This window comes from Micromonospora acroterricola, assembly GCF_003172955.1.
Classification (GTDB): Bacteria; Actinomycetota; Actinomycetes; order Mycobacteriales; family Micromonosporaceae; genus Micromonospora; species Micromonospora acroterricola.
Genome location: NZ_QGKR01000145.1, coordinates 1 through 23,360, shown reverse-complemented (window position 1 = coordinate 23,360; position 23,360 = coordinate 1). Strand labels below are relative to the sequence as shown.

Annotated in this window: 22 protein-coding genes and 1 pseudogene; 14 read left to right on the top strand and 9 right to left on the bottom strand. The window is 72.9% G+C overall.

Going from position 1 to position 23,360, the window contains the following annotated elements:
- Nucleotides 1-14: 14 nt before the first annotated feature.
- Entirely contained in the window at nt 15-1,115 is a 1,101-nt protein-coding gene (locus DKT68_RS07315) for a FecCD family ABC transporter permease (protein WP_407940699.1), read from the top strand.
- A 53-nt stretch (nt 1,116-1,168) separates the two neighbouring features.
- Complete coding sequence (locus tag DKT68_RS07310) at nt 1,169-1,954, top strand: ABC transporter ATP-binding protein (RefSeq protein ID WP_109816657.1); 786 nt, start codon at nt 1,169-1,171, stop codon at nt 1,952-1,954.
- A 58-nt stretch (nt 1,955-2,012) separates the two neighbouring features.
- Here DKT68_RS07310 and DKT68_RS07305 read toward each other — a convergent pair whose 3' ends face one another.
- From DKT68_RS07305 to DKT68_RS07285, 5 genes are all read right to left on the bottom strand, one after another.
- Nucleotides 2,013-2,777 carry a VOC family protein gene (locus DKT68_RS07305; RefSeq protein ID WP_109816650.1) on the bottom strand — a complete coding sequence of 255 codons (765 nt, stop codon included), beginning with the start codon at nt 2,775-2,777 and terminating at the stop codon, nt 2,013-2,015.
- Nucleotides 2,778-2,871: 94 nt separating this feature from the next.
- Nucleotides 2,872-3,609: an ABC transporter permease gene (locus DKT68_RS07300; protein WP_109816649.1), complete on the bottom strand. Its 738-nt coding sequence runs from the start codon at nt 3,607-3,609 to the stop codon at nt 2,872-2,874.
- A gap of 10 nt (nt 3,610-3,619) precedes the next feature.
- The gene (locus DKT68_RS07295) at nt 3,620-4,579 is read right to left on the bottom strand and encodes an ABC transporter ATP-binding protein (protein WP_236646766.1); all 960 of its coding nucleotides are present in this window, start codon (nt 4,577-4,579) and stop codon (nt 3,620-3,622) included.
- The gene (locus DKT68_RS07290; protein WP_109816648.1) at nt 4,576-4,887 is read right to left on the bottom strand and encodes a transcriptional regulator; all 312 of its coding nucleotides are present in this window, start codon (nt 4,885-4,887) and stop codon (nt 4,576-4,578) included. The genes DKT68_RS07295 and DKT68_RS07290 overlap by 4 nt, the downstream gene beginning before the upstream one ends.
- Nucleotides 4,884-5,522: a transporter gene (locus tag DKT68_RS07285; RefSeq protein ID WP_109816647.1), complete on the bottom strand. Its 639-nt coding sequence runs from the start codon at nt 5,520-5,522 to the stop codon at nt 4,884-4,886. Before DKT68_RS07285 ends, DKT68_RS07290 begins: the two co-directional genes overlap by 4 nt.
- Before the next feature lie 117 nt (nt 5,523-5,639).
- On the opposite strand from DKT68_RS07285, the gene DKT68_RS07280 reads away from it, so the two are divergent.
- Entirely contained in the window at nt 5,640-6,245 is a 606-nt protein-coding gene (locus tag DKT68_RS07280) for a hypothetical protein (protein ID WP_109816646.1), read from the top strand.
- Here the strand turns inward: DKT68_RS07280 and DKT68_RS07275 are convergent.
- Nucleotides 6,225-8,420 carry a HelD family protein gene (locus DKT68_RS07275; RefSeq protein WP_236646765.1) on the bottom strand — a complete coding sequence of 732 codons (2,196 nt, stop codon included), beginning with the start codon at nt 8,418-8,420 and terminating at the stop codon, nt 6,225-6,227. The two genes, DKT68_RS07280 and DKT68_RS07275, sit on opposite strands and share 21 nt — an antisense overlap.
- Nucleotides 8,421-8,796: 376 nt before the next feature.
- Nucleotides 8,797-10,046 (bottom strand): annotated as a pseudogene (locus DKT68_RS07265) (DUF222 domain-containing protein).
- Nucleotides 10,047-10,342: 296 nt separating this feature from the next.
- On the opposite strand from DKT68_RS07265, the gene DKT68_RS07260 reads away from it, so the two are divergent.
- From DKT68_RS07260 to DKT68_RS07250, 3 genes are read left to right on the top strand one after another with little or no spacing between them, the layout of a single operon-like run.
- A complete protein-coding gene (locus tag DKT68_RS07260) occupies nt 10,343-10,927 on the top strand; it encodes an ArsR/SmtB family transcription factor (protein WP_109816645.1) in 585 nt (194 codons plus the stop codon).
- A gap of 39 nt (nt 10,928-10,966) precedes the next feature.
- Entirely contained in the window at nt 10,967-12,343 is a 1,377-nt protein-coding gene (locus DKT68_RS07255; protein ID WP_109816644.1) for an MFS transporter, read from the top strand.
- Nucleotides 12,295-13,146, top strand: coding sequence for a menaquinone biosynthetic enzyme MqnA/MqnD family protein (locus DKT68_RS07250; protein ID WP_109816643.1), 852 nt, complete (start codon nt 12,295-12,297; stop codon nt 13,144-13,146). Before DKT68_RS07255 ends, DKT68_RS07250 begins: the two co-directional genes overlap by 49 nt.
- Nucleotides 13,147-13,306: 160 nt before the next feature.
- Here DKT68_RS07250 and DKT68_RS07245 read toward each other — a convergent pair whose 3' ends face one another.
- On the bottom strand, nt 13,307-14,266 hold the full coding sequence (locus DKT68_RS07245; RefSeq protein WP_109816642.1) for a serine hydrolase: 960 nt from the start codon (nt 14,264-14,266) through the stop codon (nt 13,307-13,309).
- Nucleotides 14,266-15,255: a hypothetical protein gene (locus DKT68_RS07240; RefSeq protein ID WP_109816641.1), complete on the bottom strand. Its 990-nt coding sequence runs from the start codon at nt 15,253-15,255 to the stop codon at nt 14,266-14,268. The genes DKT68_RS07245 and DKT68_RS07240 overlap by 1 nt, the downstream gene beginning before the upstream one ends.
- 371 nt (nt 15,256-15,626) lie before the next feature.
- Here DKT68_RS07240 and paaA point away from each other — a divergent pair, with 371 nt between their 5' ends.
- From paaA to DKT68_RS07200, 8 genes are all read left to right on the top strand, one after another.
- A complete protein-coding gene (gene paaA / locus DKT68_RS07235) occupies nt 15,627-16,694 on the top strand; it encodes a 1,2-phenylacetyl-CoA epoxidase subunit PaaA (RefSeq protein ID WP_109816640.1) in 1,068 nt (355 codons plus the stop codon).
- A gap of 14 nt (nt 16,695-16,708) precedes the next feature.
- Nucleotides 16,709-16,990 carry a 1,2-phenylacetyl-CoA epoxidase subunit PaaB gene (gene paaB, locus DKT68_RS07230; RefSeq protein ID WP_109816639.1) on the top strand — a complete coding sequence of 94 codons (282 nt, stop codon included), beginning with the start codon at nt 16,709-16,711 and terminating at the stop codon, nt 16,988-16,990.
- A gap of 76 nt (nt 16,991-17,066) precedes the next feature.
- Complete coding sequence (paaC, locus tag DKT68_RS07225; protein WP_109816638.1) at nt 17,067-17,792, top strand: 1,2-phenylacetyl-CoA epoxidase subunit PaaC; 726 nt, start codon at nt 17,067-17,069, stop codon at nt 17,790-17,792.
- Nucleotides 17,793-17,902: 110 nt separating this feature from the next.
- A complete protein-coding gene (paaD, locus tag DKT68_RS07220; protein WP_109816637.1) occupies nt 17,903-18,379 on the top strand; it encodes a 1,2-phenylacetyl-CoA epoxidase subunit PaaD in 477 nt (158 codons plus the stop codon).
- Nucleotides 18,376-19,485 (top strand): 1,2-phenylacetyl-CoA epoxidase subunit PaaE, encoded by a 1,110-nt coding sequence (gene paaE / locus DKT68_RS07215; RefSeq protein WP_109816636.1) that lies wholly within the window; start codon nt 18,376-18,378, stop codon nt 19,483-19,485. The genes paaD and paaE overlap by 4 nt, the downstream gene beginning before the upstream one ends.
- 193 nt (nt 19,486-19,678) lie before the next feature.
- Nucleotides 19,679-20,869: a cyclic dehypoxanthinyl futalosine synthase gene (gene mqnC / locus DKT68_RS07210; RefSeq protein WP_109816635.1), complete on the top strand. Its 1,191-nt coding sequence runs from the start codon at nt 19,679-19,681 to the stop codon at nt 20,867-20,869.
- A 479-nt stretch (nt 20,870-21,348) separates the two neighbouring features.
- Nucleotides 21,349-22,620 carry an LPXTG cell wall anchor domain-containing protein gene (locus DKT68_RS07205; protein ID WP_109816634.1) on the top strand — a complete coding sequence of 424 codons (1,272 nt, stop codon included), beginning with the start codon at nt 21,349-21,351 and terminating at the stop codon, nt 22,618-22,620.
- Between the two features lie 175 nt (nt 22,621-22,795).
- Nucleotides 22,796-23,360: class I SAM-dependent methyltransferase (locus DKT68_RS07200; protein ID WP_236646767.1), on the top strand; the 565-nt coding region annotated here is incomplete at its 3' end.

The window sequence follows — 23,360 nt, the reverse complement described above, 5'->3', positions numbered from 1 at the left end:
TGACCGGGGCGCCGCTGGTGGCCGCCCCGGCGCCACCCACCCGACCGGCCGGGACGCCACCCGCGTCGCGGCCCGTCGGGCTGCGTAAACGCTGGCTCGTCGCCGGCGTGTTCGCGGTGCTCGTCGCGCTGGTCGCCGGAGTTTCGCTGGGCCCGGTCAGCCTGCCGGCGGGCAGCGTCGCCGCCGAGTTGCTCAACCTGATCCCGGGGGTGCACCTGGACAGCGGGCTGACCGAGCGGGAGATCGCGATCGTCACCGAGCTGCGGCTGCCCCGGGTGGTGCTGGGCCTGCTCGTCGGCGGCCTGCTCGCCCTGGCCGGCGGCTGCTACCAGGGGGTGTTCCGCAACCCACTGGCCGACCCGTACCTGCTCGGCGTGGCCGCCGGCGCCGGGCTCGCGGTCACCGCGGTGATCGCCCTCGGCGGCGCCGGTCGGCAGGGCTCGATCACCGGGCTGCCGATGACCATCCCGCTGGCGGCCTTCGCCGGCTCCCTGCTCGCCGTGACGATGACCTACCTGCTCGGTGGTGCCGGCGGGCGGAGCCGCTCACCCACGATGCTGATCCTGGCCGGGGTGGCGGTCTCCGCGTTCCTCTCCGCCGGGCAGACGTACCTGCTGCAACGGCACTCCGACAGCATCCAGCCGGTCTACTCCTGGCTGCTCGGCCGGCTCGCCACCGCCGGCTGGCACGATGTGCTGCTGGTGCTGCCGTACGCCGTGCTGACCACCGTGGTGGTGCTGCTGCACCGCCGCGAGCTGGACGTCCTCGCCGTCGGCGACGACGAGGCGAGGAGCCTCGGCCTGCACCCGCAGCGCTCCCGCTACCTGCTGATCGCCGCCGCCTCGCTGGGCACCGCCGCGGCGGTCTCCGCGACCGGCCTGATCGGCTTCGTCGGCATCATCGTGCCGCACACCGTCCGGCTGCTCGCCGGGTCGAGCTACCGGGTCATTTTGCCGCTGTCGCTGCTGTTCGGCGCCGCGTTCCTGGCGCTCACCGACGTGGTGGCCCGCACCGCCGCCGCTCCGACCGAGATCCCGATCGGGGTGGTCACCGCCCTGCTCGGCGGCCCGTTCTTCGTGCTGGTGCTGCGTACCGCCCGGCGGGTGTTCACGTGAGCCGCGAGCCCACCGCCGCCGCGGACCGTGCGACCGGCGCGGGCGCGGCCGGTGTGCCGGCCGTCGAGGTCCGGGGGCTGCACGTCAGCCTGGACGGCACGCCGATCCTCACCGGCGTGGACCTCACCGTCGCCGCCGGCGAGTGGGTCACCGTGATCGGCCCGAACGGCGCCGGCAAGTCGACCCTGCTGCGCGCCATCGGCGGGTTGCTGTCCGCGCAGGGGGCGATCACCCTGTTCGGTACGCCGAGCGCCGCGCTACGTCGCCGCGACCGGGCCCGGGTGGTGGCCACGGTGGCGCAGTCCCCGGTGGTGCCGCCCGGCATGTCGGTGCTGGACTACGTGCTGCTGGGCCGCACCCCGTACATCCCGCCGCTGGGCCGGGAGTCGGCCGCGGACGTGGCCGCCGTGCACGACGTGCTCGCCCGGTTGGACCTCAGCGGCTTCCACCGCCGGGAGCTGGCCACCCTCTCCGGCGGCGAACGGCAGCGGGTCTTCCTCGCCCGGGCCCTGGCCCAGGGCGCGACGCTGCTGCTGCTCGACGAGCCGACCAGTGCCCTGGACATCGGCCACCAGCAGGAGGTGCTGGAACTGGTCGACCAGCTGCGTCGCGAGCACGGCCTGACCGTGCTCGCCACCATGCACGACCTCTCCCTGGCCGGCGAGTACGCCGACCGCATGGTCCTGCTCGCCGACCGCGGGGTGGTCGCCGTCGGAACCCCCGAGGAGGTGCTGACCGAGCACCTGCTGGCCACGCACTACCGCGCCAGCGTCCGGGTGGTCCCCGGCACCCACGGCCCCCTGGTGGTCCCCGTCCGCCCCCAACGCAGCGGAACCTGACCCGGCACTCGGGGCCATCGCCCCACACCGGCGACGGAAAGCGCAAGATCGCGCAGGGTCACTGCCCCAGGTCGATCACCGAGAAGAGGGCGCCCTGGGGGTCCCGGAGGGCGGCGAAGCGGCCCGCCGGGTTGTCCCTGGGCGGCACCAGGATGGTCCCGCCGAGTCCGGCGGCGCGGGCCGCGGCGGCGTCCGCGTCGGCCACCGCGAAGTACACCGTCCAGTACGCGGGCAGGTCGGCCGGGAAGTCGTCGGCGAACGGCGGCATCATCCCCGCGACGATCTGCGCCCCGAGCCGCCATCCGGTGTAGGTCATTCCGCCGACCGGCTGGTCGTCCGGCTGCCAGCCGAACACCAGCTCGTAGAAGACCTTCGCACCCTCCGGGTCGGGGGTGACCAGCTCGGTCCAGCTCATCGCGCCCGGCACGTTGAACACCTCGGCGCCCGGCATCGCCTGCGGTTGCCAGACGCTGAAGGTGGCGCCGGCCGGGTCGGCGAACACCGCCATCCGGCCCCGGTCGAACACCTCGAACGGCGGCACCACCACCTGCCCGCCAGCCCGTTCGACCCGGCCGGCGACCAGTTCCGCGTCGTCGGTGGCCAGGTACGTCGACCAGATCGGCACCTGGTCGGGGATCGCCGGCGGCCCGGCCCCGGCCACCGCCCGCCCGTTGAGCAGGAAGACCGTGTAGCCGCCCGCCTCGGGCTCCGGCGTCACCTGCCCGGTCCAGCCGAACAGCTCCGGGTAGAAGCGCCGCGCGTCGGTCAGGTCCGGGGTGGCCAGGTCGGCCCAGCAGGGCGTACCCGGCGGGACGGTGCTCACGTCAAGACCCCTCTCGGCCCCGGCGGCCACGGCGGCCCCCTGCCGGAATCCTGGCACCGTCCCGCCGCGAACCGGGGTGGAAACGGGCGAATCGTCAGCTGAACCGGCGACCCTCATCCCGCCGGTACGCCCAGCCGGCGAGCGTGGCGAGCAGCACCACCCAGACGCCGAGCATGATCAGCGCCAGGGGCTCGACCGAATAGTCGCCGACCGCCGCCCACATCAGCTCGGCGGCGCCCCGGGTGGGCAGGAACGGCGAGATCGTCTCGATGAACCCGGGTGCCTCGCCCGGCGCGGAGAGCAGGCCGCCGCCGAACGCGAGCGGCAGGAACACCACCTGCGCCACCACGATGGCGGCCTTGCTCGGCAGCGAGTAGCCGATGGCGAGCCCCATCAGCGTGAACGGCACCGAGATGACGGCCACGGTGCCGACGGTCAGCAGGAGGGCCACCGGGGTGATCCGGGCCGCGGTCAGCGTCGCGCCGATCACGACGACCGGGATCAGCGACAGGTACGTCAGCGCCAGGCCGGCTAGCACCCGCCCGGCGAACCGGGGCGCGGGCCCGGCCGGCAGGGTCCGGGTGTACGGGTTCCACGGCTGGTCGCGGTCCTCGGCGACGCCGACGCCGTACTGGAAGATGTTGGCGCTCATCACCGAGAAGGTGACCATCGACGCGGTGGCGAAGGTGGCGCCGGTCGCGTCCTCCCCGGCGAACGGCACCACGAAGAAGATCATCGCGGCGGCCGGGAAGAAGGCGCTGCCGAAGACGGCCACCGGAATCCGGACGATCTCCAGGAGCTGGTAGCGGGCGTGGACCAGGGCGAGCTGCACGGTGGCCTCCTCAGGCGGGGGTCGGTTGGCCGCCGGCAGCGGCGGTGGTGGGCTGCTCCCGGGTGGTGGGGTCTTCGCCCATGGGTTCGCCGCTGGTGGCGGGCCCGTCCGCGCCGGTGATGGCGAGGAACGCCTCCTCCAGCGAGGTGGGCCGGACCTCCAGGTCGGCGAAGGCGGTCCCGGTGGTGACCAGCGCCCGGACCAGCTGGTCGGCATCGCTGGTGAGCAGGTGCAGCCGGCCGTCGATCCGCTCGGTGCGGACGACGCCGGGCAGCTCGGGCAGTTCGTCGGCGACCAGGCTGACCCGGCGTACGCCGACGATCCCGCGTACCGCGTCCACCGTGTCGTCGGCGAGCACCCGGCCCTGCCCGATCACCACCACCCGGCGGGCCAGTGTCTCCACCTCCTCCAGGTAGTGGCTGCTCAACAGGACGGTCCCGCCGTCGTCGTGGAACGCCCGGATCGCGTCCCACAGGGTGTGCCGGGCGGCCACGTCCAGGCCGGTGGTCGGCTCGTCGAGCAGCACCAGTCGGGGCCGGCCGACGAACGCCAGCGCCACCGCGAGCCGACGCCGCTGCCCGCCGGACAGGCCGCCGGTCTGCCGCCGGGCGAGGTCGCCCAGGCCGAAGCGGTTCAACAGTTCCGCGCGGGGCACCGGGTCCGGGTAGTGCGCGGACACGAAGTCGACGACCTCGCCGACGCGCAGAGTCCCGGGCAGGCCGGTTTCCTGCGGGGTGACCCCGATCTGTCGCCGGGACGCCGGGTCGCGGGGGTCGCCGCCGAACAGCTCGACCCGTCCGGAGCTGGGCCGGCGCAGACCGACGAGCAGGTTCATCAGGGTGCTCTTGCCGGCACCGTTGGGGCCAAGCAGGCCGACCAGCTCACCGGCCCGGACGTCCAGGTCGACACGGTCGAGGGCCAGGACGTCGCCGTACCGGCGGCTGGCCTGGTCGGCACGCGCGAGGATCATGACTGCTCCTTCGACGAGGTGGGATCGAGCAGGGCGCGGATCGCTTCCGTGTACTCCTCGAACGCGAGCCGGCCCCGCCTGCTGAGCCGGATCAGGGTGGTCGGGGTGCGGCCACGGTGGGTCTTGCTGATTTCGACGTAGCCGGCGTCCTCGAGCTTGCGCAGGTGCACCGAGAGGTTGCCGGCGGTCATCGCGAGCAGCTCCTGCAGGCGGGGGAAGGTGATGCGGTCGCTGTCGCCGAGTGCGGAGAGGCTCGCCACGACCCGCAGGCGGGCCTGCGCGTGGATGACCGGATCCAGCTCGGTCACTGCGGGTGCCGCTGTCGACGCCAGCTGATCGCGCCGGCGGCCAGGATCCCGCCACTGCCGGCCACCGCCAGCACCAGCGCGTGCCAGCCCGGCCCGGCGAACGTGCCGATCACGTTGGTCACGCTGATCCAGACGCCCAGCCGGAACAGGTCCCGGTCCAGCCAGATGGCCCCACCGGCCATCTGCAGCGCGCCGGTCAGCCCGACGGCGGTCGCCGACCAGAGCAGCGCCGCCTGGTCATATGGCAGGTGGTCGACGACCCGGCCGAGCACCGCGAACACGCTCAGCGAGCCGAGGACCCAGGCGCAGCCGTACCAGCGCCCGCGTCGGGACGAGTCGCCGGTCACCTGGCCGTACGCCCGCTTGCCCGTCACCGCCTGGATCGCCGCGGCGGCCACGAGCAGGACGAAGAGGGCGGTCAGTGGCAGCCAGTCGGGCAGCCGGAGCAGCCCCCGACCGTCGGGGGAGAACCGGAGGAAGAACAGCCCGAAGCCGACCAGCCAGGCGACACCCCAGGGCCAGTAGAGAAGTCGGGCGTCCGGTTGGAGCTGGCGTGCGGTCGCCCCCCGCTGGTCTCGGATCAGCTGGAGCGCCGCCGCGGCGTCGGGCGGTGGCAGGTCGTCGTCGGGGTCCACGCAAACTACTTTACGCCACAAAGTCAATGGTGCCTGACCTCGGCGCCCGCCCCCGGGACATCGAGACGTCCGGCAGCGAACGGCCGGCCGGCGACCGACCGGACCGATACTGAGCCGATGGTCGACATCAGCTACCAGGAACGGCTGACTCAGCTCGTCGAGCCGGGGGAACGGGTGCTCGCCGTCGCGAAGACCGAGATCGCCCAGGGTGTCCTGCCTCCCGACCCGCCCGACGCGGAGCGTCCGGAGCCCCCCGGGGCGGGCGGCGGCGTCTCCGGCGCGCTGCTCAACCTGCTCTCGCCGTTGCTCACCTTTCCGGCGGGGGATCGGATCGTCGACCGCCTCACCCACGGGGTGGCCGGCCGGGGCGCCCCCGGCTCCCTCGCCTCCACCCTGCAGCACTCCCGGCGACCGACGCCTCCCGCGACCACCCTCGACGACACCGTCCTCGCCGTCACCGACCGGCGGTTGGTGGTGTGCGCGTCCGGGCCGGTGAAGCTCTGGTCGAGCCGGGTCGACGACGAACGGGCGGTGGCCGGCACCCGTGTGGTGTGGTCGGCGCCCCGGACCGCCGTGGCCGACGCCCGCGTGGGCTGGCACCGGCTCAACCCGAAGCGGCTCCGGGTCGAGTTCACCGACGGCTCGTGGTTGGCCTTCACCGTGCCGATCGCCGAACCCGGCAAGCCGCTACGCGAGATCGCGTCAGCCCTCTCCGGTCGCTGACCACGTCACAAGCGGCCCGGGCAACGGCTCGCGGTGCAACACCGCGAGCCGGGACACCGCGCGGGTGAGCACCACGTACAGCCGGTGCAGCCCGCGCGGCTCGGCCGCGACGATCGCGGCCGGCTCGACCACCACCACATGGTCGTACTCCAGACCCTTGACCAGCGTCGCCGGCACCACGGTGACCCGCTCCGCGTCGGCCACGTCGTCGGCACTCGCGGTCGGCACGCCGGCCGCGGCCAGCGCCGCGCGCAGCCCGTCGACCGCGTCGTCCGCGGCGATCACACCGACCGAGCCGTCGTGCGCGAGCGCCGCGCGCACCTCGGCCACCGTCGCGGCGGTCAGATCGGCGACGGTACGCACGTCCAGGCCGCCGTCGCGGCGCAGTGACTCGGCCGGGGGTACGTCCACCGCGAGCGCCGGCAGCAGCCGGTTGGCGAACGCGACCACCGCGGCGGGCACCCGGAAGCCGATCGTCAGCGGCACCACCACCGCGTTCGGCTTGCCCAGGTGCGCCAGGGACTCCTTCCAGTCGGTCGCCGCCCACGGCGCGGTGCCCTGTGCGAGGTCACCGAGGAGCGTGACGGAACCGTGCTCGCTGCGCCGCGCGATGGCCCGGCACTGCATCGGGGAGAGGTCCTGCGCCTCGTCCACCACCACGTGACCGAAACCGGTGGGTCGTTCCAGCAGCCCCGTCGCCTCGTCGATCAGCACCGCGTCGGCCGCCGTCCAGCGGGTCGCCTTCGGCGTACGGGCCGGCTTCGCCCAGGTCAGCAGCGCCTGTTCGGTGTCGGTGAGCAGGCCGTCCGCGGCGGCGGCCAGCCGGGCCGGGTCGGCCAACAGGTCGTACACCAACCCCTCGGGGGTGAGCGCCGGCCAGACCGCGTCCAGGAAGTCGGCCACCTGCCGGCACCGACCCATCCGACGCAGCCAGGCGTCGCTGGGCGACTCCGCCCGCCGCGCCTCGGCCTGCCGCTGCAACAGGCTCACCACCCGCGCCCGGACCCGCTCCCGACCGGTGCCGTACGGCAGCCCCTCCCGGCGGGTCTCCTCGACGATCCGGTGCAGCGGCTCCAACCCGATCCGCCACCGGAACGAGCCGTCCGACACCGTGATCGAGTCGGTCGGCGTACCGATCTGCGCCTGCACCGCGCGGTGCAGCACGCGAGCCATCCGCACGTCGTGCTTCAGTGTGGCGACCGCGGCCGGCTCCACCGCCCGGACCGGCACCCGCGAGATCAGCTCCTCCACCGTCGCCTGCTCGACCTCGACCTCGCCGAGCGCCGGCAGCACCGCCGCGATGTACGACAGGAACGCCCGGTTCGGCCCGACGATCAGCACACCGGCCCGCCGCAACCGCTCCCGGTGCAGGTAGAGCAGGTACGCGGCCCGGTGCAGGCCGACGGCGGTCTTCCCGGTGCCCGGCGCGCCCTGCACGCAGATCGAGTCGGCCAGGTCGGCCCGGACCAACTCGTCCTGCTCGGGCTGGATGGTGGCGACGATGTCCCGCATCGGCCCGACGCGCGGCCGCTCAATCTCGGCGGTGAGGATCCGGCTGGTCGTGCCCAGCTCCTCGCCCCGGTCCAGCCGCTCGTCCTCGAAGCTGGTCAGCACCCCGTTGCTGAACCCGAACCGGCGCCGGACCGCCACGCCCTGCGGATCCCGCGCGCTCGCCCGGTAGAACGACCGGGAGACCGGCGCCCGCCAGTCCAGCACCAGCGGCTCGCCCATCTCGTCGGTGACGTGCCGACGCCCCACGTGGTACCGCCGACCGTCATGGTCGCCACCGCCACCGCCGGGGCTGGCTGCGCTCGGGCTCGGCGCTGGGCTCGTTGTAGGGGCCGGGATTGGGCCGGGGCCGCGATCGGTGGTGGTGCCGTCCGCGGTCGTGCGGGCGGTGCTGTCGGTGGTGGTGCTGTCCGGGGTTCCGGTGAAGTCGAGGCGGCCGAAGAACAGCGGCGTGGTCGGGTCGTCGGCCAGTTCCGCGACGCGGCGGGCCAGGGTGCGGCCGAGCGTCTCCGCGGCGTAGGCGTCACCGGCCACCTGGTCCCCGGTGGAGAAGAGAGCCTCGGCCCGCTCCCGCATCCGCTTGAGCGCCGCCCGCGAGGCCGCCAGGTGTGCGCGCTCGGCGGCCAGATCCGTGTCGAGGTGGGTGTCGAGGTCGAGTGCGGGCATGCTGACGTCCCATCGTTCACATCTGCTGCTCGCTCGCGTGTCCGGGGCCGGATGGCCGGCCGCCCGGCGCGGGGACGTCCGTTCCGGTGCAGCTCACCTCGGCCGTCAAGCGGCCTGCAACCCTACGCCCCCTGCCCGCACCCTTCCAGCGAATTACCGACACGATCACCCGAACGAGACGGCGTGGCGCGGGCGAGGTGCCCGGACCGGACCGAGAAGCACGGCGAGCTGTGCCTTTCCGGCGGTCTCGTCGTCCGAGCCGACCGCCGGCCCCTAGCGTGACGCACGCTGCCGTCATCTCGGCGTGGTGTGGCGCGCGCGTGCGGGCTGCTCGGTGGGCCCGGAGAAGCGCGGCGGAGGTCGGTGCCCCTCGGCGTCAGCAGCGTCGGTGGTAGAGGTTGCGGCGTGGGATGCGGAGCGGGTCGAGCCAGCGGGGTGGGAGGAAGTCGGGCTGGCCGTCCGGCCCGATCCGGACCGTCCAGTCGCCGTGGTGGATCAGCCGGTGGTGGTGGCCGCAGAGCAGGACCGCGTTGCCCAGCGCCGTCGCGCCGCCGTCGGCCCAGTGCCGGACGTGGTGACCGTCGCACCACCGGGACGGTCGGTCGCAGCCGGGGAAGGCGCAGCCGCCGTCGCGGAGGACCAGCGCGCGGCGCAGCGGCCCGGTGAAGAGCCGGCGTTGCCGCCCGACGTCCAGGACCTGACTGTTGCCGCCCAGCACGGCCGGCAACACGGCGGCGTCGCAGGCGAGGCGGCGGACCGCGCCCGGCGTGAGGCGCGCGCCGCTCTCCAGGGCACCGGCACGTACGCCGTTGACCAGCGCGTCCAGCGACACGGTCACACCAGTTGCGGTCGGTCCCCGCCGCTGTCCGGCAGGTGCCCGGTGCGCAGCGCCAGCCGGCAGATCTCGCCGAGCGCATCGGCTCGGCGTTGACCGGGACTGCGGTCGTCGTGCGCACCTGCCGGGGCGCACAGCGGGTCGATCGCCTCACGCAGCAGGCTCGCGGTCTCGGTGTCGAGGCTGCCGCTGAGGCGTACCTGCCCATCCTGCTGGTCGGAGAGGGTGACGTGCCTGCGGGCCTCGGCACGCTGGGCGGCCCGTTCGAGAGCCACCAGCTCGGCCTGGTCGGCCAGATCCGGTGCGACGTGCGTGAGGACGCGCTCCCCGAGACGGCTCAGGGTCGCCGGGTCGAACCGGTCGGCCCACTCGACGAGCAGTTGGGTGGCCTTGTCAGCCACCTCCGGCCCCGCTTCGGCCGGAAGGGCCGCGACCGCCTCCGCCAGCACCCGGCCCTGGTCGACGGTGATGGCGCCGGCGAGCATGGCCTCGCGGACCGTCGGCGGTGCGCTGGCGACGGTGGCGGCGAGCTGGACCAGATGGCGGGCCGATCGACCGGAGAGTCGAAGTCGCTCCCGCAGCCAGACCGCCGTGGACGAGGCGCCCCGGGCGACCGCCAGACCGCGGGAGTCCAGCTCGCGCACCAGCCCGAGCTGAACGGTGGTCAACCGCTGCGCGACGGCGTGCGTCGCGTCGAGCGACGCCAGCAGCTCGTCGTCTGAGAGCGCCCACAGAGCGGCTTCGGCGCAGTCGTCAACGGCACCGTCCACCTGCGCCAACGCCCCCAACATGAACTGACGATAGAACACACGTACGACAATCTCGCCGCGTTCCGAGGGGCGGTGCGCCTCTGCCGCCTGTCCAGGCTGGCGCAGATCGCGCCCCCGCTCAGGCGGCGAGGCGGACCGTGGGGACCGTGGGGCGACGCCACGCGGCGAGCCATGGCCGGGTCGCCCATCTCCCGCCGCCGCATCGGGGTGTCCGGCGTCCGGGCTGGCCGGCGAGGCTGGTAGATGCTGACGAAACGGCGGGGCGCCCAACGTGGGGGGTGATGGCGGGTCGGGCGGGTGGCCGGGATCATGGCTGCATGACCGAGGCCCGCCCCGAGCCGCGTCGGCTGACGATCAGTGACCCGCAGGTGATGCGGGCGCTGGCGCATCCGGCCCGGATCGCGATCATGGAATATCTGAACAGCCGCGAGGGCGGGGGGACCGCCACCGAGTGCGCGGAGGTCGCCGGGCTGTCGCCGAGTGCGGCCAGCTACCACCTGCGGGCGCTGGCGAAGTTCGGCCTGATCGAGCAGGCGCCGAGTCGGGGTGATGCGCGCGAACGTGTGTGGCGCACCTTCAGCAGCAACTGGATGGTCGACGCGGGCCGCGATGCCGGGCCCGAGGCGCGTGCGGCCGAGCAGGCGTTGGTGGAGGCCCACGCGGTTCGGGACATGGAGCGGACCCGGGACTGGTTGCGGCGCGCCGGGAGTGAGCCGGCCGAGTGGTACGAGGTGGCGCTGTTCAGCGACACGCTGCTCCTGCTCACGGCGGAGGAGATGGCCGGGGTGAACGAGGCGGTCTCGGCGCTGCTGGAGCCGTACCGCCAGCGTCGGCGCCAGGCCGACCCGCCGGCGGGTGCGCGGGCCGTGTCTGTGCAGTACCACGTGGTGCCGCTGCCGTAGGGGTTGTGCCGGGCAGTTGTGAAGGATTATTTTCGAAGTATGTCCTTCACAACTGTCGAGTCGCGGTGGCCGGATGTCTGGCTGGTCGCCACCGCGCGGGGCACCACGATCTGCGGTGACTTCCTCGCGGCGACCGCGCTCGCGCTGGCTCTTCAGGGCGCCGGTGCCGGTGGGCTCGCCGTGTCCGGGCTGCTGCTCGCGGCCACCCTGCCGCTGGTGGTGCTCGCCCCGCTCGCCGGCCGGCTCGCCGACCGGGTGGACAGCCGCACCCTGCTGGTGACCGTCGGGCTGGCCCAGGCGGCGATCTGCGCGCTGCTCGCCCTCGTCGAGCAGCCGGTGCTGGTGGTCGGGCTCGTCGCGCTGCTCGCCTGCGGGCTCGCGGTGACCCAGCCCTGCCTGGCGGCGCTGCTGCCGACGATGGTCCGCCCCGACGACCTGCCGAAGGCGAGCGCGATCAGCCAGACCGCGGTCTCCCTCGGCGCGCTCGGCGGGCCGGTGCTGGCCGGGCTGCTGGTGGGGTCGTTCGGCACCCGCGTACCGCTGCTGCTCGACGCCGTGAGTTACCTGGCACTGGTGGCTGCCGGCCTGCTGTTGGGCACCCGGCGCGGTGGCCGGCGGACCGCCGTCACCCCGGCCACTCCGGTCGAAGCAGGCGGTACGGCCCCCGCCTGGCGGCTGCGCCGGGACCCGCTGATGCTCGTCATGGTAGTGAGCACCGCGGTGGTGATCGCGGCGATCGGCGGCATCAACGTGATCGAGGTCTTCTTCATCCGGGAGACCCTGAACGGCTCGCCGACCACCTTTGGACTGGTCAGTGCGGCATGGATGGCCGGCATGCTGCCCGGTGGCTGGCTGGCAGCCCGGCTCGCCCACCGGTTCACCGACGATGCCGCGCTGGTCCGTGGGGTGCTGGTCACGCTGGCCGGCTGCAGCCTCATGGTGCTGCTCGCCGCGATGGTGCCGGCGGCGGGCCTGCTGGTGCCGCTCTGGCTGGTGGGCGGGGCGGCCAACGGCGGCGACAACGTCTTCGCCAACCTGCTCACCGCTCGCCGCGTGCCGGAGGCGATGCGCGCCCGGGCGTACGCCAGCTACGGCGCGGCGGTGCAGGGAGGCTCGATGGCCGGCTTCCTCATCGGTGGCGCGCTGCTCACGGCCGTGCCGCCCCGGCCACTGATCGCCGCAGCCGGCGTGGTCGGGCTCCTGGTGGTGTTGGCCTTCGTGCCGGTCGTCGCCCGGGTGGCACGCCGTTCGTCGCCGGACGACCCGGGTGGACCGCGGCGCCAGCGGGCCGCCGGGGCGGATGCGGGGTTGGCCACTCCAGGTCGGCCCGCCGAGCCGGAGCCGGAGGCCAGGGATACCGTCGGGTCATGGCTGAGCGCATCGCACGTCCCCGGGTCGGGCACATCCAATTCCTGAACTGCCTGCCGATCTACTGGGGCCTGATGCGCTCCGGTGCCCTGCTCGACGTGGACCTGCACAAGGACTCGCCGGACCGGTTGAGCGCCGCGCTGGTCGCCGGTGATCTGGACATCGGCCCGATCACGTACGTCGAGTACCTGAAGCACGCCGACGAGCTGCTGCTCCTGCCGGACCTGGCGGTGGGCAGCGACGGTCCGGTGCTGTCGGTCAACATCGTCTCCACGAAGCCCCTCGCGGAGCTGGACGGCGCCCGGGTGGCGCTCGGCTCGACCTCGCGGACCGGGGTGCTGCTGGCCCAGCTGCTGCTCGCCGAGCGGTACGGCGTCCGACCCGAGTACTTCCGCTGCCCGCCGGACCTGACCCAGATGCTGCTGGAGGCCGACGCCGGGGTGCTGATCGGTGACGTGGCGCTGCGTGCGCTCTACGAGGCGCCGAGCCGCGGTCTCATCGTCACCGACCTCGGGCAGGCGTGGCGGGAGTGGAGCGGCCTGCCGATGGTCTTCGCGGTCTGGGCGGTCCGGCGCGACTTCGCCGCAGCCCACCCGGGTCTGGTCAAGGAGGTGCACGAGGCGTTCCTGCGGTCCCGTGACCTCTGCCTGGCGGAGCTGGACCAGGTTGCCGAGGCGGCGGCCCGGTGGGAGACGTTCGACGCCGAGACGCTGGCGACGTACTTCCGGACCCTGGACTTCTCGCTCGGCGCCCGGCAGGTCGACGGGCTGCGCGAGTTCGCCCGGCGGGCCGCCGCGCTCGGCGAGGTCCCGGACCTGCCGGACGGCGGCCCGGAGTTCTTCGCCGGCTGACCCGCCGGCTCAGCGGAAGCGGCCGGCCGGGACCCCACCGGGCAACCCGGCCGAGCCGGCCAATCGAGCGGCCGAGCGGCCGGACGGAGCCCGATCGATCGTCGGATCGAGCGGCCGGGCAGGCGACCCACCGGGCGCTCCCGAGTGGGCGAAGCGGCGGTCAGACGCCGGGGCGGAGCAGCGCCTCGGTGATCTTCTGGCAGTTCTTCATGCCGTAGTCGTAGCCCATGTCGATCGGGTACTTGACCATCACGCCCATCGTCCAGGTGTCGCCGACGGCCAGGCAGTTGATGTGCATCTGCTGCTCCCTGGTGCGGTCGATCCACCCGTTCTTGATGGCGATCTTCTTCTGCTCCGCGGCCGGGAACGCCTTGCGGATGCCGAAGTCGCCCGCGCCGCGCACCAGCCGCATCTCGTTGAGCAGCCACTTGGTCCACTTCGGCCCGGCGGCGGTGCCGTCGGCGATGCAGTTGCCCAGGCGGGCGGTGTCCCGGGGGGAGAGCGCCGTCCGGCTCCAGCCGCCGTCGGCGGCCACGCTGCTGTCGGTCAGCTTGCACATGGAGAGCAGCCGCCGGATCGAGGCGGCGCGGCCGACCGAGGTGTAGAACTGCTCGGCGCGGGTGTTGTCGCTGTCCCGGATGATCCGCGTCGCGTCGGCGAGCTTGGCGTCGCTCGGGGTGTCGCCGGCGTCGGCCGCGCGGCGGAGGTAGTCGGCGACGATCCACGACTTGATCATCGACGCGGTGGTGCTGGTCTCGTCCATGTTCTTCGAACCGATGATCTTTCCGGTCCGGCGGTCGAGCACGCTCCAGGAGTACCAGCCCTCGATGTCGAGCTTGAGGTCCTTGGCCTGGAACGGCAGCGGCTCCAGCGACGGGCTGGGGCTCGGCGCCGGGGCCGGCTCCCGGGCGCTGCGGTCGGTGGGCGTGCCGGTGGACCGGTCGTTCGTGGTGGTGCCCGCGTCGCCCCACCGGGCGGCCGCGGACGACTCGAACGGCGACCCGGGCAGCAGCCGCAGCGACACCAGGACCAGCCCGATGAGGATGACCGCGATCGCGACCAGCCGCAGCGGGGACGCCTCGCCGCCGCCGCGCCGGTCCGCCCGACGGTTGCCGGCCATCAGAGCTTGCCGACCGGCTGCTGCGGCACCTTCAGCGCGGCGCCGGGCTGCGGGGTGACAAGCTGGGTGGCCACGCTGGCGCAGACCTGCGCACCGTAGTCCAGCCCGTTCTTGATCGAGTAACGCAGCATCACCGCGAGGCTCCACCTGTCGGTGACGGCGAGGCAGTTGACGTGCCAGTTGCCGTCGTAGTAGAGCGGCGTCCAGCCGTTCTTGATGCTGACCGGGCCCTGGGCGGTGATCGACTTCGGCAGGCCGTTGATGATCCCCCAGCGGCCACCGCCGGACTTGGCCTTCTGGTCCTTGGCCGCGGTGGTGCCCTGCACCTTGCTCATCTCGCTGAGCACCCACTTGGTCCACTTCGGGCCGGCTGCCTTGCCGTCGGCGATGCAGTCACCGAGGCGGACGGCGTCCCGGGGGGACATCCGGGTGAAACTCCAGAAGCCCTCGTACTTCGGCACGTTGCCACGCTTGGTGTCGGTCAGGCCGCAGATGCTGATGGCCCGCTTGATGACCGGCCCCGGCTGGCTGCCCGGCGGGACGACGTACGACCCGCCGGCGGCCTTGTAGACCAGGTTGGCCGCGTCGTCGTTGCTGTCCCGGATGGCGAGGCTCGCGGCCTTCTTCAACGCCGCGCTCGGCTCCTTGTCGCCCAGTTGGCGCAGATAGTCGGAGACGATCCACGCCTTGATCATCGACTCGGTGGAGCTGGTCGAGGTCATGTTGGACGAGCCGGAGATCTTGCCGGTCTGCCGGTCCATCAGGGCCCACGAGAAGAAGTCGCCCTTGAACGTCACCGACACCGGGCCGGCGGCCAGCGTGGGTGGTGGCGGTGGGGTGGGCGAGGGCGCGGCAACGCTCCCGGCGCCGCCGCCGGCGCCTCCGCTGCTGTCGTCGCCGGCGAGCCGGGCGTACGCGGCGGGGACCAGCAGGACGCCACCGAGCAGGACCGCCACGACGGCGAACACCATGATCACGCGAGATCGCATGAGTTGGGTGAGCTCCAGATGTCAGGGCCGGGGGGACCGGCTTGTTGTCCGGGGCGACCGGTGCGATCGCCGAGGCCGGGGGAGATGGCCTCTGTGGAGACGGCGAGTCTGGCAGCCGATCGTGTGACCGGCAGAAGTCTACGTCCGGACCGGCCGACCACCAGAGCCCGACACCTGCCGAGGTGCAATAAAGGCGGGATATCGAGACGGTATGTGGCTTCTAGGGGGATTCATCTTGATGAAGTGAGCCAGGTCATAGTCGTGATGGCTGCGCAGCGTGAAAGAGGGACGCCCATTCGTAACGGAAGGTGACTCGGGTTTCCTGTTACACCCCCTGGTGCATCGTGGCGCAAGCTGTAACACTTGTCGTCATGTATGGCAATGACTTCTCCGCCCCGGACGACGCGGCCGGCGGCGGCCTGCTCGGCGAGGTCGAGGCGGCCGAGGCGGAGCTGCGCGAGGCCGCCGGTCGTCAGCGGCGCGGCGGCCCGGCGCCGGACGAGGACCTGGCCGCGTACTTCACCGAGGTGATCGACGCGGAGCAGAAGATCGAGCCACGGGACTGGATGCCGGAGGCGTACCGCCGGACACTGATCCGGCAGATCGCCCAGCACGCCCACTCCGAGATCATCGGTATGCAGCCGGAGGGCAACTGGATCAGCCGGGCGCCCTCGCTCAAGCGCAAGGCGATCCTGCTGGCCAAGGTGCAGGACGAGGCCGGCCACGGCCTCTACCTCTACGCCGCGGCCGAGACCCTCGGCATCAGTCGTGACGAGCTGGTCCGGCTGCTGCTCGACGGACGGCAGAAGTACAGCTCGATTTTCAACTACCCCACTCTGACCTGGGCCGACATGGGCGCGATCGGCTGGTTGGTGGACGGCGCGGCCATCGTCAACCAGGTGCCGCTGTGCCGCTGCTCCTACGGCCCGTACGCCCGGGCGATGATCCGGGTCTGCAAGGAGGAGTCGTTCCACCAGCGCCAGGGCTACGAGATCCTGCACACGCTGGCGCACGGCACCCCGGCGCAGCAGGCGATGGCCCAGGACGCGGTGGACCGCTGGTGGTACCCGTCGCTGGCCATGTTCGGCCCACCGGACGGCAACTCCACGCACTCCGCCCAGTCGATGGCCTGGAAGATCAAGCGTTTCTCGAACGACGACCTGCGCCAGCGCTTCGTGGACATGTGCGTCCAGCAGGCGGAGATCCTCGGGCTGCGCATCCCCGACGACGACCTGCGCTGGAACGAGGAGCGGCAGGCGTACGACTACACCCAGCCGGACTACGACGAGCTGATGCGGGTGATCTCCGGCGACGGGCCGTGCAACCGGGAGCGGATGGCGCACCGGCGGGCCGCGCACGCCGACGGCGCGTGGGTGCGTGAGGCCGCCGCGGCGTACGCCGCCAAGCGGGCCGGGCAGAAGGAGAAGGTGGCAGCGTGAGCGAGCGAACCAGCATGGAGCAGACCCCGCTGTGGGAGGTCTTCGTGCGGGCCCGGCGCGGCTTGTCGCACACCCACGTCGGCAGCCTGCACGCCCCCGACGCCGAACTGGCCCTGCGCAACGCCCGGGACCTCTACACCCGACGGCAGGAGGGCGTGTCGATCTGGGTGGTGCCGGCCGGCGCGATCATTGCGTCCAGCCCGGACGAGAAGGACGCCTTCTTCGACCCGGCGGCCGACAAGGTCTACCGCCATCCCACCTTCTACGAGGTGCCGGACGGGGTGGCCCACCTGTGAGCGAGCGGAGCGAGCGAACCAGCCAGCTCAGCAGCGGGGCCCTTCGCGTCGCCGCCGAGCGAAGCGAGGTGGTGGCGTGAACGGCCCTCTCGACTTCACCCTCGGCCTCGGCGACGACGCGCTGATCGCCGCGCAACGGCTGGCCGAGTGGACCACCCGTGCGCCGGAGATGGAAGAGGACATCGCGCTGACCAACATCGCCCTCGACCAGCTCGGCGCGGCCCGCCTGCTGCTGTCGTACGCGGGCGAGCTGGAGGGCGCCGGGCGGGACGAGGACGCGCTGGCCTATCTGCGCGACGACCGCCAGTTCCGCAACGTGCTCCTGGTCGAGCTGCCCAACGGCGACTTCGCGGTGACCATGGCGAAGCTGTTCTTCCTGGCGGCGTACCAGCTGCCGCTGTACACGGCGCTGGCCGGATGCGCGGACGAGCGGCTGGCCGCGATCGGCGCCAAGGCGCGCAAGGAGTCGGCGTACCACCTGGACCACGGCGCGCTGTGGGTGAAGCGGCTGGGTGACGGCACCGAAGAGTCGCACCGCCGGATGCAGGCGGCCGTCGACCAGGTCTGGCCGTACACGCACGAGCTGTTCGCCGCCGACCCGGCCGCGCCGGTCGACCCGGCCACCCTGCGATCGGCGTTCGACGACAGCGTCGGCCCGGTGCTGGCCGAGGCGACGCTCACGCGGCCGGAGAGCCGCTGGGCGCCGGTCGGCGGGCGGACGGGCGTGCACACCGAGCACCTGTCGTACCTCCTCGCCGAGATGCAGGTGCTGCACCGCGCCCACCCGGGGGCGAAATGGTGAGCGCGAGGAGTGCAGCGCAGCGGAGCCCCGCAGTCGCGAGCGACGGCGGCATGGTGAGCGCGAGGAGTGCAGCGCAGCGGAGCCCCGCAGTCGCGAACGACGGTGGCCCGGTGAGTGACCCGAGGGCGGCCGTGGCGGCGGTGGTGGACCCGGAGATCCGGGTGGTCACCATCGACGAGCTGGGCATCCTGCGCGCGGTCGAGGAGGATCCGGCCAGCGGTCGGGTCACCGTCACCATCACCCCGACCTACACCGGCTGCCCGGCGATGGACGTGATCCGGGCCGACATCCGCCGCGCGCTGGCGGCGGCCGGTCACGGGGACGCGGAGGTCCGCACCGTCTACAGCCCGGCGTGGAGCACCGACTGGATCTCCGAGGGCGGGCGGGCCAAGCTCGCCGCCGCCGGCATCGTCCCGCCGGCTCCGGTGCCCGCCGCCGGCGTGGTGCCGCTGACCCTCGCCGTCCGCTGCCCGCACTGCGGCTCACCCGAGACCGAGCAGGTCAGCCGGTTCGGCTCCACCGCGTGCAAGGCGCTGTGGCGCTGCCGCTCCTGCTCCGACCCCTTCGACCACCTGAAGGCGCTGTGACAGTCACGATCACCCGTCCGGTTCGCCGCCGGCCGGTCTTCCACCCGCTACCGGTCGCCTCCGTCGACCGGCTCACCGACGACGCCGTCGCGGTCACCTTCTCCGTACCCGAGGAACTGCGCGAGACCTTCGCGTTCCGCGCGGGCCAGCACCTCACCGTGCGCCGGGTCGCCGAGGACGGCGCCGACGTGCGCCGGTCGTACTCCATCTGCTCCACACCCGACGACCTGGCCCGGCACGGCCGGCTGCGGATCGGGGTGCGGGAGATCCCCGGCGGCGCCTTCTCGGCGTTCGCCTGCGGCGCGCTGCGCGGCGGCGACACGGTCGAGGTGCTGCCGCCGCTGGGCACCTTCACGACGGCGTTCGCGCCGGACCGGGCGCGGCACTACGGCGCGGTCGTCGCCGGCTCCGGCATCACCCCGGTGCTCGGGCTGGTCGCCACGGCCCTGGCCGTCGAGCCGGCCAGCACCTTCACCCTGGTGTACGGCAACCGCACGGCGAACACGGTGATGTTCGCCGAGGAGCTTGCCGACCTGAAGGACCGGTATCCGACCCGGCTGCACCTGGTGCACGTCCTCTCCCGGGAGCAGGGCGAGTCGCCGCTGCTCTCCGGGCGGATCGACGCCGAGCGGCTGGGCCGGTTGCTGGGCACCATCGTTCCGGGCGACGCCATCGAGGAGTGGTTCCTCTGCGGCCCGTACGCGATGGTGGTCGACGTCCGGGACGTGCTGACCGCCCGGGGGCTGCCCGAGTCGGCGGTGCACACCGAGCTGTTCCACGTCGACGCGCCGCCGGAGCCGGTGCGGCGTGCGACCGAGCAGGCGGGTGCCGGAGCCGAGGTCACGATCCTGCTGGACGGCCGCTCGTCGAGCTTCACGATGGGCCGCGAGGAGCGGGTGCTGGACGCCGCGCTGAAGGTACGCGGCGAATTGCCGTACGCCTGCAAGGGTGGCGTCTGCTCGACCTGCAAGGCGAAGGTCGTCGACGGCGCGGTCACGATGGCCCGAAACTACGCGCTGGAGCCTGACGAGCTGGCCGCCGGCTACGTCCTGACCTGCCAGTCGAGCCCGACCACCGACAGGCTCACGGTCGACTACGACGCGTGACCCGACGACCGGTTGCGGGCCTTCCCGCAGACGGGTGGGTTCCGGGAGCGTGTCGGAGCGGTGGACGAGCGGTTCCGGGTGGTGCTCTCCGACGGGTCGAGGTCCGCGAGAGCTGACGGCGGCGGCTGTGGGGCGGGCCGCACCTCGCCGGGGCCAGGCGGTCGACCCGGGTGGGGCGACGTAGGCTCGGGGTGTGACGGTGAGCCGGGAGATCGACGACATCCTGCAGCGCGGCGCGGACGGCGGGCGGATCACGCCCGAGGAGGCCCTGCTGCTCTACACCGAGGCGCCCTTTCACGCGCTGGGCGAGGCGGCGGACGCGGTGCGCCGGCGGCGCTACCCGGACAACATCGTCACGTACCTGATCGATCGCAACATCAACTACACGAACGTCTGCGTGACGGCGTGCAAGTTCTGCGCGTTCTACCGCGCGCCCAAGCACGGCGAGGGATGGACGCACCCGACCGAGGAGATCCTGCGCCGTTGCGGCGAGGCGGTCGAGCTGGGCGCGACCCAGGTGATGCTCCAGGGCGGGCACCACCCGGACTACGGCGTGGAGTACTACGAGGAGCTGTTCTCCTCGGTCAAGCAGGCGTACCCGCAGCTGGTCATCCACTCGATCGGGCCGAGCGAGATCCTGCACATGGCGAAGGTCTCCGGGGTGAGCCTGGACGAGGCCATCGCGCGGATCAAGACCGCCGGCCTGGACTCGATCGCGGGAGCCGGGGCGGAGATGCTGCCCGAGCGGCCGCGGAAGGCCATCGCGCCGCTGAAGGAGTCGGGCGAGCGCTGGCTGGAGGTCATGGAGCTGGCCCACCGGCAGGGCATCGAGTCGACCGCCACCATGATGATGGGCACCGGCGAGACGCACGCCGAGCGGATCGAGCACCTGCGCATGATCCGCGACGTGCAGGACCGCACCCGCGGCTTCCGGTCCTTCATCCCGTGGACGTACCAGCCGGAGAACAACCACCTCAAGGGCCGCACGCAGGCCACCACGCTGGAGTACCTGCGGCTGGTCGCGGTGGCCCGGCTCTTCTTCGAGACCGTGCCGCACCTCCAGGCATCCTGGCTCACCACGGGCAAGGACGTCGGGCAGCTCGCGTTGCACATGGGCGTGGACGACCTCGGCTCGATCATGCTGGAGGAGAACGTCATCTCCTCGGCCGGCGCCCGGCACCGCTCCAACCTGCACGAGCTGATCGGCATGATCCGCTCGGCGGACCGGATCCCCGCCCAGCGGGACACCCTCTACAACCGGCTCGTCGTGCACCACACGCCGGCCGACGACCCGACCGACGAGCGGGTGGTCTCGCACTTCTCCTCGATCGCGCTGCCCGGCGGCGGCGCCGGCCGGTCCCTGCCGCTGGTCGAGGCCAAGTGACATCGGTCGAAGCCCGGCCGTTCGGCTGATCGAGGCTCATGCTCCCGCTCGACCGCCTCGGCGGTACGGGTGGTCCTCGGCCGCTGGGGCGCTCAAGCTGCCGGTCAGGGGTGGCGGAGGTGATCGTGCGCGGCTAGCGTGCCGCCTCATATCCTTCTCCACCGCCGGTCGGGTCCACCGCGACGACCGCCCGCTGCCTCGATGGGCGCGGATCAGCGGAATCGACGCGAGTGGGCTGGTGGCGGATGGTCTGATGGGTCCTGGTCGCGACGGCGAGGGGCAGTCCTCCATCGGCCCGTGAGGGCCGTCCACATAACGCACGGCGGTACGGGCGGGATGGGTGACCATCCCGCCCGTACCGTCTTCTCACTCCAGGCCGGACGGATGAAAGCGGGTCCGCCCGCTGGCGTGGGAGATCGACCTTCGATAACGTCCGCTCGTTCCGCAACCGTTCCTTCTTCCCTACCCCCGGGGGACCAATGACACCGTTCCACCGCTCGGCCCTGGCCCGCGCCGGCGTCGTGGCCCTGCTCGCGGCCGGTGGCCTGGCCACCGTGGCCGCCCCGGCGCAGGCCGCCGACCAGGCCGACCTCGCCCTGGTACCGCTCAGCAAGGACTTGGCCAAGGGCGTCAAGGAAGCCAAGGCCAAGCCGTTCAAGTTCCAGGTCGACAACACCCGCAGCACGGTCGACGCCAAGGACGTCCGGGTCACCGTGGAGACCAAGGGCCTGAAGGATCGCAAGGTCGGTGTGCTCGCCTGGGACGGCTGCGAGGTTGCCGGCACGACCTTCAGCTGCCTCCTCGGCGACCTGGCCGCCGGCACCACCGAGGACTTCGGCATCCCGCTCTTCTCCACGGGAGGTCGCGGCGCGGCCGGCACGCTGGTGGTCACCATCAGCTCGGCCACCGCCGATCCCCACATCGAGGACAACACCGTCGAGCACGACATCACCGTCGTCAAGCCCGGCTACGACCTGACCACCTGGGTGCAGGACGTCTACGCCGACGTGGTGGTGGACGGCGACACGACGGGCGAGGACGGCCGCAAGCCGGTCGCGCTCGGCGAGACGGCGCCGCTGGACTGGGCGGTGTACAACGACGGGAGCCGCAAGGCCACCGGCGTGGCGTACGGAATCACGCTGCCGGCCGGCGTCACCTTCGCCGAGCTGCCGGAGGGCTGCGTGGAGCAGCCACTGAACGGTCTGGCGAACGCGTACTGCGAGGACTCCGGCGCGGTGTTGAAGCCGGGTCAGTTCTACACCGCCAGCGTGCGGGTGACGATCGGCGTGGACGTGACCCAGCCGGTGCTCCGGCCCGGTTTCCTCTTCGCCGCCGGCCTGGACGGCGCTCAGGGCAGCCCTGACGAGCAGCCACAGGTGGCGACCAGCGCGCAGCGTCGGGCGTTCACCGAGGCCGACCAAGGGGACAACGTCGCGCAGTTCGACGTGTTCGTCGACCTGACCGCGCAGCCCACCCCGACGCCCACCCCGACCCTGACTCCGACCCCCACGCCCACGGGGACGGCGACGCCGACCCCGGGCGGCACGACGACGCCGGGGGCGACCACGTCGCCGGGCGCGGGTGGTGGCGGTGCCGACGGCGGTGGCGGTCTGCCGGTGACCGGAGTGCAGGCCGGCCTGATCGGCGGCATCGGCGGCATGATCCTGCTCGCGGGCGGGGCGCTGCTGGTGCTCTCCCGCCGGCGCAAGGTCGTTCTGGTCACGCCGGGCGACGAGAAGCCGACCGACTGACGAGGCACGACGCGAGGGCGGGATGGGCGACCATCCCGCCCTTTCGCGTGCCGGGGTCACCGTCGCGCGACCCGTCGGCCGCCGGCGGGCGGGCGGCTGGCAGAGTGGAGGGGTGAGCCGTACCCCGCAGGGCCAGCGCGCCAGCCTGGACAAGCAGCCGCACGAGGTCGCCGCGATGTTCGACGGCGTGGCGGAACGTTACGACCTGACCAACACGGTGCTCTCCTTCGGCCAGGACCGGTCCTGGCGTCGGGCCACCCGGGCGGCGCTCGGGCTGCGGCCGGGCGAACGGGTGCTGGACGTGGGCGCGGGCACCGGCGTCTCGACGCGGGAGCTGGCCCAGTCCGGGGCGTACGCGGTCGGCGCCGACCTGTCGCTGGGCATGCTGCACGCCGGCAAGCGGGCCCGGCCCGAGGTGCCGCTGCTGGCCGGGGACGCGCTGCGGTTGCCGTTCGCCGACGCCAGCTTCGACGCGGTGACCATCTCCTTCGCGCTGCGCAACGTCAACGACACCGACGCGGCCCTGCGCGAGCTGGCCCGGGTCACCCGGCCCGGCGGGCGGCTGGTGGTCTGCGAGTTCAGCACCCCGGTCAATCCGGCCTTCCGGACGGTATACCTGTCGTACCTGATGCGGTCACTGCCGGCGGTGGCCCGCACGGTGTCGAGCAACCCGGAGGCGTACGTCTACCTCGCCGAGTCGATCCGGGCCTGGCCGGACCAGGCCGCGCTGGTCGCCCGGG

Bases quoted from the DNA above. Each gene is read 5' to 3' on its own strand.
- DKT68_RS07240 (WP_109816641.1), bottom strand. From the start codon at position 15,255: ATGCGATCTCGCGTGATCATGGTGTTCGCCGTCGTGGCGGTCCTGCTC.
- DKT68_RS07245 (WP_109816642.1), bottom strand. From the start codon at position 14,266: ATGGCCGGCAACCGTCGGGCGGACCGGCGCGGCGGCGGCGAGGCGTCC.
- DKT68_RS07260 (WP_109816645.1), top strand. From the start codon at position 10,343: ATGACCGAGGCCCGCCCCGAGCCGCGTCGGCTGACGATCAGTGACCCG.
- DKT68_RS07280 (WP_109816646.1), top strand. From the start codon at position 5,640: ATGGTCGACATCAGCTACCAGGAACGGCTGACTCAGCTCGTCGAGCCG.
- DKT68_RS07205 (WP_109816634.1), top strand. From the start codon at position 21,349: ATGACACCGTTCCACCGCTCGGCCCTGGCCCGCGCCGGCGTCGTGGCC.
- DKT68_RS07275 (WP_236646765.1), bottom strand. From the start codon at position 8,420: ATGCCCGCACTCGACCTCGACACCCACCTCGACACGGATCTGGCCGCC.
- paaB (WP_109816639.1), top strand. From the start codon at position 16,709: ATGGAGCAGACCCCGCTGTGGGAGGTCTTCGTGCGGGCCCGGCGCGGC.
- paaA (WP_109816640.1), top strand. From the start codon at position 15,627: ATGTATGGCAATGACTTCTCCGCCCCGGACGACGCGGCCGGCGGCGGC.
- DKT68_RS07250 (WP_109816643.1), top strand. From the start codon at position 12,295: ATGGCTGAGCGCATCGCACGTCCCCGGGTCGGGCACATCCAATTCCTG.
- DKT68_RS07295 (WP_236646766.1), bottom strand. From the start codon at position 4,579: ATGATCCTCGCGCGTGCCGACCAGGCCAGCCGCCGGTACGGCGACGTC.
- DKT68_RS07255 (WP_109816644.1), top strand. From the start codon at position 10,967: ATGTCCTTCACAACTGTCGAGTCGCGGTGGCCGGATGTCTGGCTGGTC.